This window comes from Brachyspira hampsonii, assembly GCF_001746205.1.
In the GTDB taxonomy this organism is placed as follows: domain Bacteria; phylum Spirochaetota; class Brachyspiria; order Brachyspirales; family Brachyspiraceae; genus Brachyspira; species Brachyspira hampsonii_B.
Window position 1 is genome coordinate 14,984 of sequence record NZ_MDCO01000015.1, and the last position, 13,528, is coordinate 28,511.

General features: G+C 26.6%; 13 protein-coding genes and 1 pseudogene. 7 read left to right on the forward strand and 7 right to left on the reverse strand.

What is annotated here, in order from left to right; genetic code table 11:
- Positions 1-7 precede the first annotated feature (7 nt).
- Together aroD and BFL38_RS13980 are read left to right on the forward strand one after the other, a co-directional pair.
- The gene (aroD, locus tag BFL38_RS13975) at positions 8-766 is read left to right on the forward strand and encodes a type I 3-dehydroquinate dehydratase (RefSeq protein ID WP_069727611.1); all 759 of its coding nucleotides are present in this window, start codon (positions 8-10) and stop codon (positions 764-766) included.
- Between the two features lie 77 nt (positions 767-843).
- Positions 844-1,677 carry a leucine-rich repeat domain-containing protein gene (locus BFL38_RS13980; RefSeq protein ID WP_069727612.1) on the forward strand — a complete coding sequence of 278 codons (834 nt, stop codon included), beginning with the start codon at positions 844-846 and terminating at the stop codon, positions 1,675-1,677.
- Between the two features lie 73 nt (positions 1,678-1,750).
- Here the strand turns inward: BFL38_RS13980 and BFL38_RS13985 are convergent, their stop codons facing one another.
- From BFL38_RS13985 to BFL38_RS13995, 3 genes are all read right to left on the reverse strand, one after another.
- Positions 1,751-2,569 (reverse strand): amino acid ABC transporter substrate-binding protein, encoded by an 819-nt coding sequence (locus tag BFL38_RS13985; RefSeq protein ID WP_069727613.1) that lies wholly within the window; start codon positions 2,567-2,569, stop codon positions 1,751-1,753.
- Between the two features lie 233 nt (positions 2,570-2,802).
- Positions 2,803-3,576, reverse strand: coding sequence for an amino acid ABC transporter ATP-binding protein (locus BFL38_RS13990; protein ID WP_069727614.1), 774 nt, complete (start codon positions 3,574-3,576; stop codon positions 2,803-2,805).
- Positions 3,560-4,210, reverse strand: coding sequence for an amino acid ABC transporter permease (locus tag BFL38_RS13995; protein WP_008722892.1), 651 nt, complete (start codon positions 4,208-4,210; stop codon positions 3,560-3,562). Before BFL38_RS13995 ends, BFL38_RS13990 begins: the two co-directional genes overlap by 17 nt.
- Positions 4,211-4,392: 182 nt before the next feature.
- On the opposite strand from BFL38_RS13995, the gene BFL38_RS14000 reads away from it, so the two are divergent.
- Complete coding sequence (locus tag BFL38_RS14000) at positions 4,393-5,142, forward strand: SDR family oxidoreductase (RefSeq protein WP_069727615.1); 750 nt, start codon at positions 4,393-4,395, stop codon at positions 5,140-5,142.
- A gap of 442 nt (positions 5,143-5,584) precedes the next feature.
- Here the strand turns inward: BFL38_RS14000 and BFL38_RS14005 are convergent, their stop codons facing one another.
- The 3 genes and pseudogenes from BFL38_RS14005 to BFL38_RS15875 form a co-directional block, all read right to left on the reverse strand.
- On the reverse strand, positions 5,585-6,973 hold the full coding sequence (locus BFL38_RS14005; RefSeq protein WP_069727616.1) for a DUF4132 domain-containing protein: 1,389 nt from the start codon (positions 6,971-6,973) through the stop codon (positions 5,585-5,587).
- 54 nt (positions 6,974-7,027) lie between these two features.
- Positions 7,028-8,032 carry a C45 family autoproteolytic acyltransferase/hydrolase gene (locus BFL38_RS14010; protein WP_069727617.1) on the reverse strand — a complete coding sequence of 335 codons (1,005 nt, stop codon included), beginning with the start codon at positions 8,030-8,032 and terminating at the stop codon, positions 7,028-7,030.
- A gap of 269 nt (positions 8,033-8,301) precedes the next feature.
- Positions 8,302-8,418: pseudogene (locus BFL38_RS15875) on the reverse strand (PepSY-like domain-containing protein); the annotation flags it as partial.
- Positions 8,419-8,425: 7 nt separating this feature from the next.
- Here BFL38_RS15875 and BFL38_RS15230 point away from each other — a divergent pair.
- Positions 8,426-8,596 (forward strand): hypothetical protein, encoded by a 171-nt coding sequence (locus BFL38_RS15230; RefSeq protein ID WP_176720591.1) that lies wholly within the window; start codon positions 8,426-8,428, stop codon positions 8,594-8,596.
- Positions 8,597-8,709: 113 nt separating this feature from the next.
- Here the strand turns inward: BFL38_RS15230 and BFL38_RS14015 are convergent, their stop codons facing one another.
- Positions 8,710-10,554, reverse strand: a complete 1,845-nt coding sequence (locus tag BFL38_RS14015) for a methyl-accepting chemotaxis protein (RefSeq protein WP_069727618.1) — start codon at positions 10,552-10,554, stop codon at positions 8,710-8,712.
- Between the two features lie 489 nt (positions 10,555-11,043).
- On the opposite strand from BFL38_RS14015, the gene BFL38_RS14020 reads away from it, so the two are divergent.
- Genes BFL38_RS14020 through BFL38_RS14030 form a run of 3 tightly spaced genes read left to right on the forward strand, consistent with a single transcriptional unit; the run spans position 11,044 to position 13,526 of the window.
- Positions 11,044-11,640: a restriction endonuclease subunit S gene (locus BFL38_RS14020; protein ID WP_069727619.1), complete on the forward strand. Its 597-nt coding sequence runs from the start codon at positions 11,044-11,046 to the stop codon at positions 11,638-11,640.
- Positions 11,641-11,679: 39 nt separating this feature from the next.
- On the forward strand, positions 11,680-13,176 hold the full coding sequence (locus BFL38_RS14025; protein ID WP_069727620.1) for a type I restriction-modification system subunit M: 1,497 nt from the start codon (positions 11,680-11,682) through the stop codon (positions 13,174-13,176).
- A 47-nt stretch (positions 13,177-13,223) separates the two neighbouring features.
- Positions 13,224-13,526 carry a helix-turn-helix domain-containing protein gene (locus BFL38_RS14030; protein WP_069727621.1) on the forward strand — a complete coding sequence of 101 codons (303 nt, stop codon included), beginning with the start codon at positions 13,224-13,226 and terminating at the stop codon, positions 13,524-13,526.
- Positions 13,527-13,528 lie beyond the last annotated feature (2 nt).

A 13,528-nucleotide genomic window follows, 5' to 3' on the forward strand; every position in this document is an offset into this window, starting at 1 on the left:
TGCGGAAATGGAGAATATAGTAAAAATAAAAAATCTTAAATTGGGCGACGGTATTCCAAAAATATGTATATCTGTAGTTGAGAAAAATGAAAAGGATATCATTAAATATATAAAAGAGATAAGCAAACTTCCTGTTGATATTATAGAATGGAGGGCTGATTTTTTTATAAATAATATATCTGAATATAATGATAATTTTGATGATATAATATCATTTGCAAAAGAAATAAAAAAATCAAGCAGTAAGCCTATGTTATTTACTTTAAGGAGCAATAAAGAAGGCGGAAATATTAAATATGATAAGTATGAAAGTATTATAAATTTATACGATAATATAATAGAAAATAAATGCTTTGAATTGATAGATTTAGAATTATTAACTTTAAAAGAAAATGATATAAAAAAGTTAATCCAATCAGCTTCTTCAAATAATATAAAAACTATAATATCAAATCATGACTTTAATAAAACACCTTCAAAAAAAGAAATAATATCAAGAATAAATAAAATGATAAGATTAAAATGCGATATAGCAAAAGTTGCTTATATGCCAAAAAATAAAAAAGATGTTATTACATTGTTGGATGCCTCAAGTGACATAAAAAATTTCCCAATAATAGCTATCTCTATGGGAAATATTGGAATTATAAGCAGAATATTTGGTTCTATACTAACTTTTGCATCTGCAAAACGCTCATCTGCCCCGGGACAAATAGAATCTATGAAATTAAAATACATATTAGACACTATTTACGAAAAAATTTAATTTTATTTTTTTTAATGACAAAATCTGTCATAGTTATCTCCTATTATTATTATATAAAATAAATAGGAGAATAATAAATGCAAAATAAACCTGCAATAAAAGAAAATGAATTAAACAATATTTATGAATTCTTAAAAAAGAATAATATAAATAAATATATTAATTACAGCAGAAAAAAACTATTAAATATTAAGAAATTAGATTTAAGCTCTTCAAAATTAAATTATATTCCAAAAGAAATCAATATATTAACAAATCTTGAAGCTTTGGATATATGCAATAACCGTATAGAAGAAATACCTGAGAGTATATCACTATTAGTAAATTTAAAATATATAGATGCCAGCTTCAATAAATTAAAAAAATTGCCAAAAAAAATATCATTACTTAAAAATATTGAAGAAATAGATATATCGAATAATATGTTTAAATCTTTTCCTAAAGAGATATACGATTTAAAACAATTAAAAGCTATTAATGTTTCAGGATATTCTTTAAATGAAATACCAAAAGAAATTTTTAGCTTAGTAAAATTAGAAAGATTGGATTTATCTAATAATAATATAGTAAATATACCTAATGATATTGCAAAGCTAACAAATTTAGAAAAACTTTGTTTAAATAATAATAATATAAATAAAATACCTAAAAATATAGAAAAACTCTCTAAATTAAAAATTCTGTCTTTAAAAAATAATAATTTAGATGATATTAATGAATATATAGGAAAATTAGAAAATCTTGAAGAATTTTATTTCAGCAGCAAACATACAATTAAAGCAGCAGAAAATTTTTATTCTTTAGCAAAATTAAAAAAACTATATATAGAGGGGGATTTTTCAGATATAAAAAATGATATATATAAATTAAAAAATATTGAACATTTATATTTAGCAAATAATTATCAATAATAAACTATTAAAAAAGTGCATACTATTATAAAAGCTATAATAACATGCACTTTTTAATCTATCAATTTTACTGCTATTTTAAAAATATATCTTTAGCAAACCATTTCTGAGATATTTCAGCAGCCTTACCATCAGCTCTCATCTCATCTAATATTCTGTCTACCTCTGCCAAAAGTTTTTCATCACTTTTTCTAAATCCAACACCGTATAATTCTTCTGTCAAAGGACTATTATCAACAACTACGAATGGAGCTTGTTTCTCAGATATATAATACTGAGCTGCAACTTCATCTATAATAACAGCATCTATTCTTTTAGCCTGCAAATCCAAAAATGCATTTACATTAACATCATATCTTCTAATCTCTTTAGCATCTTTACTTGCAGGATCAGCAGTTAATGCTTCATCATTACTTCCAACCTGAACGCCTAATACTTTTCCTTTCAAATCATCTTTAGAATTAATAGTATTGTCATCAATAGCTTTTACTATAATAAGTCTGTTATTAAGATAAGGTTTAGAAAAATTAATCTGCTGTTTTCTGGCTTCATTAATAGTAACACCATTCCAAAGTACATCTACATCGCCTTTATTAAGACTCAATATTGAACTAGACCATTCTATAGGTTTTATTTCCAATTCAACTCCAAGTCTTGAAGCAACTTCTTTGGCTAAGTCTATATCAAAACCTACTACTTCTCCATTTTCATCTCTGAATCCCATTGGAGCAAAAGTGTCGTCTAAGCCCAATACTAATTTTCCAGCATCTTTTACCTTCTGCAATGAATTATCTCCTGTTTGAGCAGAGTTGTTTTCTGCAGTATTACCTCCACCGCAGCTTATAATAAATGCAAAAATAATAAATAATAAAACACTTGATATACGCTTCATAATTGTTCTCCTAAATTTTATGATTTTTATAATATGATAAAATTAATTGTTTGAATTTTTATTAATATATTAAGGAAGCATAAAGTTTATATGATAAAAAATTATCAAAAAACCATTCATAATAGAAACTCCATAACACACTTTTTATTAATAAATACTATAATAATATTTAAAAAAATGTCAATACAGAAATTAAATTAATAATAGTTTATTCAGCTTTATTTTATAAATAATCATTTATGAAATATTTTATTTAGAAAATCTTTGATTCTTTCATTACTCTGATTATTAAAGAAATTAGAAGAAGTATCCATAGCTATAATTTTTCCGCCGTCCATAAAAGCAATATTTGTAGAAAGTTCTCTTACAAAACTTATTTCATGGCTTACAACAATCATAGTCATTTTCTCTTTAGCAAGCTCTTTTAATACTGATAAAACCTCTCCTATAAGCTCCGGATCTAAAGCTGATGTAGGCTCATCGCAAAGAAGTATCTCCGGTTTCATAGCCAATGCCCTTGCAATTGCAACTCTCTGTTTCTGTCCGCCGGATAATTCATTCGGATAACTGTCTTTTTTATGTTTAAGTCCGACACTATCTAAAAGTTTTAATGCCTCTTCAATTGCTTCATATTTATTCTGCTTCTTTACTATTATAGGAGCTTCTATTATATTTTCTAATGCCGTTTTATGTGGAAATAAATTAAAATGCTGAAATATCATTCCTATTTTTTCCTTACGCTTCATAAAATCTGCATGTGTAATATTTAAAGCCTTCTCCCCTTCTCTCTTACAAAATAAAACTTCATTGTCTACATAAACTTCTCCGTAATCCGGCTCTTCTATCTGTATAATATTTCTTAATAGCGAACTCTTTCCAGCTCCTGAAGGTCCTATGATAGAAAGTATATCTCCTTTATTAACTGTAAAGGATACTCCGTTTATAGCTGGAGTGTCTTTATAATGCTTTTTTATATTTACAACTTTCAAATTAGTTTCTGATGACATATTTCTTCTCCAATCGTCTGAATACAAGAACCAAAATAGAAGTAAAAATCAAATATATAATAGCTGCTATCAAAAACGGAAGCAATTTATAATCTCTAGTAAGTATTTGTCTTGCATGAAGCATTAAATCACCTATACCTAAAACTATAACTAAAGAAGTATCTTTTATTAAATTAATAGCTTCATTAGAAAGCGGAGGAAGCACTCTTCTCACAGCCTGCGGAAGTATTATTCTAGTCATAATCTGTCTGTAGCTTAGATTAAGTGCAAAACCTGCCTCATACTGACCTTTCTCTATACTTTCAATACCAGCTCTGAATATCTCCATCATATAAGCAGAATAATTAAGTATAAAAGTTACCGCGGCAGATGTAAAAGCGGGAAAAGCTATCATATTATTGGTCATAAGAGGAAGTCCGTAATAAAAGAATATAAGCTGAAGTATTAAAGGAGTTCCTCTGAATATCCAAGCATATATATCAAAAATATACCTTAAAAACTTTGGAGCACTAAACTGCAATGCGGCAAAAAGCATAGATAAGGGAATAGAAATTACTGCAGTTATAAAGTAAAGACATAAAGTAATGTATGTTCCCTTTAATAGGTACAAAGTAGTAGATATTACATAATCCATAAATAAAGCCAATAAATAATATAAAAGTTAATTGAAATACCATTATAATACTATTTGTAAAAATATCAATAATAAAAGATAATTCAGAATATATATATTTTATTATTTAAATATTAAAACATTTATTTATTCATATTATTGTATATAATGTTAATCAAAAATGAATAATTAGGAGTTTTATAATGGCAAATAAAGTTTGTATAATAACAGGAGCATCAAATGGAATAGGAAAAGAAACTGCATTATTATTTGCAAAAAACAACTGCGATATAGCATTTATTGATAAAGACAATGAAAACGGATTAAAGCTATATAAACAAATAAAAGATATTGGCAGAGAATGCTTATTTATAAATGACAACATTGATAATGAAAAATCTATAAAATCATTTACAGACAAAGTAATAGAAAAATTTGGGAATATAGATTATTTAATAAACAATGCCTGCTATTCAAATAAAGGACTTTTAAGTAACTGCAGTTATGATGACTTTTTAGAGATTTTTAAAATTGGTGCTGCTGCTCCTTATGAAATAACAAAAAATTTAATGAATAATTTTAATGATAATGCCTGCATAATAAATATTGCTTCTACAAGGGCTTTTATGTCGCAGAAAGACAGTGAAAGTTATAGTGCTGCTAAAGGTGCTATTATAGCTTTAACTCATGCTATGGCGATAAGTTTATCACATAAAGTGAGAGTTAATTCTATTAGTCCGGGTTGGATTAATACTATTGATGATGCCTCATTCAGCAAGGAAGATATACTTCAGCATCCTAGCGCCAAAGTAGGAAAAACTTCTGATATAGCTAGTACTGCTTGGTTTCTTTGTAATAATGACTTTATAAATGGAGAAAATATTATTGTAGACGGCGGTATGACAAAACTCATGATATATCATAATGATGAGGGATGGAAATTAGAAATTTAATTAAACGAACGGTTAATAAAATTTCATATATAAATAACATGTTATTATTAATTAACCTATATATAATTTCATTTTTCGTGCGGTGTATGCACTCTAAATTTAAAAAACTCTTGGGTGGGCATCTAAAATTACAGAAAAAATTTTTAAAATAATATATAACAAAAATGACAGATAAATTCAAAAAGCCTATAGGGTGGGAATCAAAACAGACAAAAAATCTATTTACATACCACGCCCTTTATTCTTTGATGCCTATTTTTTAATTCTAATTTTAATAAACTTCATAACTTACTTTGAAAAAGCATACCCGCCCAAATTTTTTTTAGCTTATTGTGTTTCCTAACGCACGCAGAACTAAATAAAAAATACAGAATTGTTTTAAATTAAAATTTTTATTAATAAAAAAATTTAGTACACCGTGCGTTAAATTAAATTAAAAAATCTATTTTAAATAATTAGATAATATAAGATAAGCTCCGTATTCAAATCTTTCATCAGAGTTTTCAAATTTTATTTCTATATCTGTTGTGTCATTATTAGCCGAACTATAATAAATATCTGATACTTTTATATATAGAGAGGCTTCATTATATGAGTCATACAAAAAATAAGAATTAATAAATCCTCCGTCTCCGTCTTCTTTTTCCATACCCAATTTTAATGCAGTATTTTTTATAGTTCCTACAGTTACAGTTCTCGGTATTTTTGATATTAATTCTTCTTCGCTATCCAATGATAATTGATTAAAAGGCTGAACTATATCATAATCTGCAAGCTGATTTTTCCATTTTTCTATTAATTCTTTATTAACTTCTATAGGACTCAATAAAGTTATTAAAGTATTATCTTCTATCTTCATTTCTTCATCATCAGCATTATTAAATGAACCGTCCTCCATATATCTAAAAGTGCTTAATAAATTATTATCTTTATCATATACTCCCCAAATAAGCTTAACAGCAAATGCTCTCATAAAAGGATTATCAAAAAATATTTCTTTCCACTCATTTAATGCCCATTTTCTGCCGTCCATTAATACTAACTGCAAACGCTCAGTCTGAGTCTTAAGCATTTTATTTATTTCACTTTTTAATTTTGTTAATTCTTTTTTAGGAGTTTGAGGAAAATCTTTCGGTAATGTTTTGTATTCTTTGTTTTTTATTTCATCGAATATTGATATACTAAAATCAGGCTTCAATGTTATTTTAAATTTTTTATTATTACTTTCTATTATTCTTATTCCATCTCTATTAAAATCGAAATCCGGTATAATCTTATCAGCAAAAGCCTCCTTACTCATTCCAAGCCTTATAGTAATATCAGTTAAAATTCCAGAACATGTATTTCTTATGCTGTGCTGTTTGAATTTTCTTGAAGCCTCATAAACTAGTCCAAGTCCTTTTTTTGATGCACTTAATGCAATAGCCTCAAACATAAAACATGCTAATTTGAATCTGTTTCCTGCTATTTCTTTTGCTCTTTTATAAACTCTATCCAACTGTGCATTTCCAGAAAATATGCAGTATGGATATAGTATTCCTTTAGTCTTATTATCTTCATTCCATATATTGTATATGTTATCAAGTGCCTGTGTAAAGCTTTCATTGTCTAAAGAATATCCTACTAAATCGGCATTTCTTATTCTATATGATTCTTTTATATCCAAGTATTCTCCTAAAATATATCTTATTACCTTACTTGGAACTTTACTGCTTTTATCTTTTATAAGTATATTAGATATTATAGAATCATCTATAAATGAAGTAGTTTTATCAAATTTTTTATTATAATTTTTTTCTGCTATGTTATTAATCTCTTCTAATGAAAGCATTATAATTAACCTTTAAAATATTTTCATACAAAATATATTATTTATAAAATAAAATCAATAATCAAATGTTAATCTCTTATCCTCTTTAAATTTTTTTCTTGAAGGATTTCCTTCTGCCATATATACTTTTTTATTTTTGATTGAGTATATAGAAGACCAAACAGTATCAAAATTGAGTTTTCTATCATATTGACATAAAAATCCATACTCTCCTGAAATAAGTTTTTTGGCAAAATTTAAATCATAATCATAATTTTTGAATGCATTTTCCATAGTGATATATCTTTCATTAGAATAAATATCATCTTCAATATTAGTATTATATTCTTTCATAGACTTGCTTACAAAATGATTTGATATAAACACATAATCATTTTTTATTATTGCTAGTTTTTCAGAGTTACATTCTATTAATGCAATACTTCCATTTCTATCTGCCAATATTATATTTTGTGCAGATGAAATTGGAATATTTTTTAAAAACTCTAAAGCCTCATCAACAGTACAGCATTTCTCTAAAATATACCTTATTATCATTCCTGCATTAAATCCGTAATCTATTTTCGTAGGATACACAAAAGTTAATGCAGCTGCAAGTCCTTTTTCATTTATGCCGTCTTCAATTTCTATAAATGCCGTAGTATTACCAATAAATGAATAAGAACTATTTAATTTATAATACATACTGTCGCAATAATTTTTTATATCTTTTAAAAAATCACTATTTTTGACAAGTATTATATCTTCATCAGTTTTGAAAGCAAAAGACGAACATTTATTATCAAAAGTAAATGCATATATTGTAAATAAAAATTCGCATATATTTTTATAATTGATTTTTATATTATTATTTGTATTTAGTCCGTCGGATATTCCTTTTATTTCTTCTATTATTTCAGGAAAAAATTGATTGTATATTGGCATGCATTTATTAGCAAAATATTTTCTATCATTTGATATTTGAATTTTTTCTAATGGGTTAATATTATTTTTAGAAAGCAATTTACCATATTTAAATCCCGCTTCATAATGACTTCCTTTAAATCTTGAATGATACATTTTATATCTCCATATGATTATAATATTTATACAAAGACTAGCATAATAAAAATTTTAAGTAAATATGAATAAAAATTTTTTTAAGTATTAAAAAATATAGTAAAAGGGGCGGGTGGGCGGGCAGAATAAAACTATAAAAATATATCGATGCATTTTTATTTAAACAAAAAAAGAGGAAGCTCTTTTTAAGCTCCCTCTCTCTATTTGTATTTTTCAATAAATAATTAGTATCTTCCTATAAATAAATATTTGTATTTAATCAGTATTTATCAGTCATCGAATTTCTGTCCCATTAACTGTCCGTTAGCAGAGATAAATAATTCCATAAAGTTATTTAATTTAACTTTATAATTACCCCATTCTTTTTCTACTTCAAGTGCTTTTGCTGATGAAATGAGTACGGTACTAAACTTAAATGCTAATCAAATAAAGTATTTAAGTGATAATTACGGCTACGCATTAGAAGGAATAACAACTGACAGATTTTCTGAATTAGTAAAAGAAATAGAAAACAGTATATCCGCTTATGAAAGAGGCGTTGAGGTTGCTGAGGACAATATATGATAATTCAAAATCATAATTTAAACTATAAATAAAAGCCTGTTTACCGTGCGTTGTAAAAGATTATGATAAACTATAATATGACAATATATTTTTTTACAAAAATATTAAATAAATTACTTATTTAATTTAAAAAATTGCATAGCCTCTTCTAATTCCTTAGCTTCATTTAACAAAGAAGCAGCCGCTGAAGCAGATTGTTCTACCAATCCGGCATTCTGCTGTGTTACGCTATCCATTTGAGAAACTGCTATATTTACCTGATCAACTCCTGACTGCTGCTCTATAGCTGTTTCACTGATATCTCGCATTATATTAGAAGTTTCTTCTATTTTTTTCTCCAAATCTTCAAATATTTTCTCTGACTCTTTTGCTTTCTCTACAGATTTACTAATTTTATCATATATAACATTAATCAAAGAAGTAATATCCTTAGCTGAAGACTGAGAATTCTGTGCTAAATTCCTAACTTCGCTCGCTACAACAGCAAATCCCTTACCCTGTTCTCCGGCACGGGCAGCTTCAACAGCAGCATTAAGTGCCAATATATTAGTTTGAAAAGCAATATCTTCTATGACCTTTGTTATATTTTTTATTTTTTCACTATCCTCATTAACCTCTTCTATACTTTTAGTTGTTTCTAAAATTATGGATCCGGCATTTCTAATCGAATTCATAGATTCCTTCATCATATTATTGCCTTCTATAGAATGCGAAGTAGAAGACTTAATTGTAGAAGCCATCTCCTCCATAGAAGAAGCAGTTTCTTCTAGACTTGCCGCCTGAGCTTCTGTTCTTTTTGATAAATCAGAATTACCATTTGCTAATTCCTGAGCTGCTGTAGTTATTTTGATAGAGGAATCATTAACTTGAGATATTATCTCTGTAAGTTTTTTACGCATTCCGCTGAAAGATTCAAATAATATTCCAAGCTCATCTTTTCTTTTATGCTCATTGGAAACATAAGTTAAATTTCCTATCTCTATTTCCTTTGCCTCTCTTATAATGCTGTTTATATGACTCATTATTCTTTTTATAAAAAGATAAACAAATATAGATAATAATGCAACAGCAATTAAACCTACCAATGAACTTATTAAAATCAATTCCCTATTTGTAGAATATATCTCACTATCGAACATAGTCATAGCTATTATCCAATTCATAGATTTCATTTTGCTATAAGAACCTGTTCTTTTTTGATCCATATATATGTACGATAAAGTACCCTTAGTTAAATTATTATCAAATACTGTTTTGTAATCCTGAACAACACTAGAGCCTATTTGATCATATAGATTATCCATTATGTCAATTAAATTAGAATCTATAGTTAGTATTCTGCCTGTTTCTCCTAAAGTGATATCTGAAAAGTAATTATCATGTATAAGTTTCCAATCTATTACAACAAGTATCGCACCTAATAAATTACCGTCTAAACTTTTTATAGCACCGCCCAAAACCAATGATTTATTTCCCGTATCTGCTGAATCTATTATTTCATCATCAAATGTATATTCAAAATTTTTGCTTTCTAGTTCAGACCAGAAATTAGGTCTAGTATCAGAAATATTATTACCTATTGAACTTCCTAAAGCATCGGCTATAATATCACCATTTAAATCTGCTACTGCTATATTTATAGAATATTCATTAGCCCCATTAAATAGTGCCAAAGCATTTAAGGCGTCAGCTTCTGTTTGTTCATTTCTATTTAAAAGCGAATTCATAATAGCAGGAGCAACAGAATATGTCTTAGCTAAAGAAACTTGATCCACCAATATGGCATCAAATAATTTAGCATAAGACTGCACTGTATTAGCAAATCCTTCAAATCTGCTTCTGCTTATACCTTTATTAGCAAAAGTTACTGCTATACTTAATATAATAAATATTATTAATATAGACATAATTGATATTATAGCAGGAACCTTGAAAGATAAACTATGTATCTTCTTCATACACAAACTCCAATTTATATAAAATATAGAATAATGCTTTATATTTAATCGTTATTTTTTAGTAATTTTATACTTTTTTTCATAGTAAAAATATATTATTTTAAAAAAAAATATATAAAAATCGTATTTTTTTTACACTTTTTTTAAAAGTTTTATATATTATTAATATAACAAAGTTGATTTGTATCTAATTTTATAAATTTTTTCTTCATAATTTACCTTAATAGCGGATATATTTTTATATCCGCTTATTTATATATCAAAATAAAATATTACAGCTAAATAATAATCTGTATCATCAAATAAATTTTATATAAAAATAACAGTATGTTTCCTGATAGGTAAAAAATATATATTATATATGAATAAAAATATGGCATCTATATATTTTTAACAGCATATTTTTAATTAGAGCGTAGTTTTATAATAAAAAATATTGACAATGCCTCATTTATGTGCTAATATTATAACATAAGGAGGCGATAAATTATGAAAAAACTCATATTAAAAGAGCTGGCAAATATAAGAGTAGGGGCATCTGTTTCAAGGGCTTCAGCAAAAAAATATGAAAAAGGATATGAAGTTAATCTCATAAACTTAAAAGCATTCGATAATAAATCTGTTAAGTACACTCAAAATGAAAAAAATATTGATACAATACAAATCAAACAAAAAAACATTGAATTAATACAAGCAAATGATATTATCATAAGACTTAGAGAACCATTCAATAGCCTAATAGTAGAAGATAATATTGATAATTGTATAATAAGTTCATTAATGGCATGCATCAGAATAAAAGAAGAATTTTATAATATATGTCTGCCTCATTTTCTTGCTATTTATCTAAATAATAAAAAAGTTCAGAAATTTTTAAAAAGAGAATCAAGAGGAACAGGGATAATATCAATAGGAACTTTTGATATAGCAAATATAGAAATAGAATTGCCTAGTATAGATAAACAAAAAGAAATCATTGAAATAAATTCATTATTTGAAAGAGATATTTTTATTCATGGAAAACTTTTTGAATTAAAACAAGTATTTTATAAAGAAGCTATGAATAAAATATTAAAAAACTGTTAATCATTTACTAAAATATATTTTTTAAAAGGAGAAATCAAGATGAAAACAACAAAAGAAGTAGTTGAAAATATAGTTTGGAAAGCATGCGATACTTTTAGAGGATCAATAGACTCATCTGTTTATAAAGATTATATATTGAGTATGCTTTTTGTGAAATATTTATCAGATTTCGTGAAAGAAAAAACTGAAGAATTAAGAAAAGAATATAAAGACAATGAAGGCATTTTATCAAGAATGATTGAAAGGCTGGATTATAAAATAAGCGAAACTGCTAACTTTGATTATTTATATTCTATAAGAGAAGAAAACAATATTGGCGAGAGGATCAATACTGCATTAAGAGAAATAGAAAAACAGAATCAGAGTAAATTTGAAGGCATTTTTAACAATATAGATTTTAATGATTCAAATAAATTCGGCAACACAAAAACAAGAAATTCTATATTAAAAAATTTGCTTGAAGACTTCAATGATCCTGCATTAGATTTAAGTCCTAGTGCATTAGAAAACAATGATGTTATGGGTGATGCTTATGAGTATTTGATAAAAAACTTTGCAAGCGATGCCGGTAAAAAAGGCGGTGAGTTCTTCACTCCTCCCGAAGTATCTATGCTTATAGCTAAAATAGTAACTTTGAATATAAAAGACGGTGTTAAAGTATATGACCCTACTTGCGGAAGCGGTTCTTTGCTTGTTAAAGTGTATAAAGAATTAAGAGGCGAAAACTGCTCTGTCTACGGACAGGAAAAAAACAGTCAAACATATTCTTTATGCAGAATGAATATGTATTTGCATGAAATAGGCGATAAAGGAATGATTGAATGGGGCGATACTATAAAAGAGCCTAAATTTTTGGATAAAAATGGAAATTTAGAAAAGTTTGATATAGTAGTTGCTAATCCTCCTTTCAGTTTGGATAAATGGGGGGAGGAAACAGCAGTTAAAGACCAATACAATAGATTTGAGTACGGCATACCTCCAAAGAGCAAGGGCGATTATGCTTTTGTACTTCATATGATAAACAGTATGTCTGAAAATGGAATCACTGCTGTTGTAATGCCTCATGGCGTATTATTCAGAGGAGCCAGTGAGGGAATAATACGAGAAAGAATAATAAATGAAAATTTGCTTGATGCTGTTATAGGTCTTCCAAACAATTTATTTTACGGCACTTCAATACCTGCCTGCATTCTAATATTAAAAAAGAACAGAAAAGAGAAAGATATTTTATTTATAGATGCAAGCGTAGAATATGAGAAAGGAAAAAATCAAAACCGCTTACGAGATGAGGATATAGAAAAAATAGTAAAAGCCTACAAAGACAGAAAAAACATAGAAAAATACTCTAAATCAGCAAGCCTAGAAGAAATCAAAGAAAATGAATACAATCTCAATATACCTAGATATATAGACTCATTTGAAGACGAGGAGCATGTGGACTTGAAGAGCATAAACAAAGAAATAACAGCATTAGAAAAAGAACGCGAAACTCTAAGCGGCAAATTAGAAGATTTTTTGAAAGATATAAAACTTTAAAAAATTAATTTATAAATTAATATAATAAAAATTTAAGGAAGTATTTTATGAAAAAAAATATAGGTGAAATATTAAAAAATATTAGAATGAATAAGTTTATTAGTTTAAGAGATTTATCATTAAAAATGAATTTAGGTAATGAAGGTCATATATATTTAAGTGATATAGAATGCAGTAGAAAAATACCATCAAAAGATGAAGTAATAAAAATATTGGACACTCTAAAAGCAGATTATAATTTAAATGAAATAATTGATATATTGGAAAATTCAGAAGCAGATAATAGTATAGATGAAAATATTGATTATCAGGAAGAAACATATTTTAAAACTTTCAAAAAAAGAGGCTGATT

Bases quoted from the DNA above. Each gene is read 5' to 3' on its own strand.
- aroD (WP_069727611.1), top strand. From the start codon at position 8: ATGGAGAATATAGTAAAAATAAAAAATCTTAAATTGGGCGACGGTATT.
- BFL38_RS13980 (WP_069727612.1), top strand. From the start codon at position 844: ATGCAAAATAAACCTGCAATAAAAGAAAATGAATTAAACAATATTTAT.
- BFL38_RS13985 (WP_069727613.1), bottom strand. From the start codon at position 2,569: ATGAAGCGTATATCAAGTGTTTTATTATTTATTATTTTTGCATTTATT.
- BFL38_RS13990 (WP_069727614.1), bottom strand. From the start codon at position 3,576: ATGTCATCAGAAACTAATTTGAAAGTTGTAAATATAAAAAAGCATTAT.
- BFL38_RS13995 (WP_008722892.1), bottom strand. From the start codon at position 4,210: ATGGATTATGTAATATCTACTACTTTGTACCTATTAAAGGGAACATAC.
- BFL38_RS14000 (WP_069727615.1), top strand. From the start codon at position 4,393: ATGGCAAATAAAGTTTGTATAATAACAGGAGCATCAAATGGAATAGGA.
- BFL38_RS14005 (WP_069727616.1), bottom strand. From the start codon at position 6,973: ATGCTTTCATTAGAAGAGATTAATAACATAGCAGAAAAAAATTATAAT.
- BFL38_RS14010 (WP_069727617.1), bottom strand. From the start codon at position 8,032: ATGTATCATTCAAGATTTAAAGGAAGTCATTATGAAGCGGGATTTAAA.
- BFL38_RS15230 (WP_176720591.1), top strand. From the start codon at position 8,426: ATGAGTACGGTACTAAACTTAAATGCTAATCAAATAAAGTATTTAAGT.
- BFL38_RS14015 (WP_069727618.1), bottom strand. From the start codon at position 10,554: ATGAAGAAGATACATAGTTTATCTTTCAAGGTTCCTGCTATAATATCA.
- BFL38_RS14020 (WP_069727619.1), top strand. From the start codon at position 11,044: ATGAAAAAACTCATATTAAAAGAGCTGGCAAATATAAGAGTAGGGGCA.
- BFL38_RS14025 (WP_069727620.1), top strand. From the start codon at position 11,680: ATGAAAACAACAAAAGAAGTAGTTGAAAATATAGTTTGGAAAGCATGC.
- BFL38_RS14030 (WP_069727621.1), top strand. From the start codon at position 13,224: ATGAAAAAAAATATAGGTGAAATATTAAAAAATATTAGAATGAATAAG.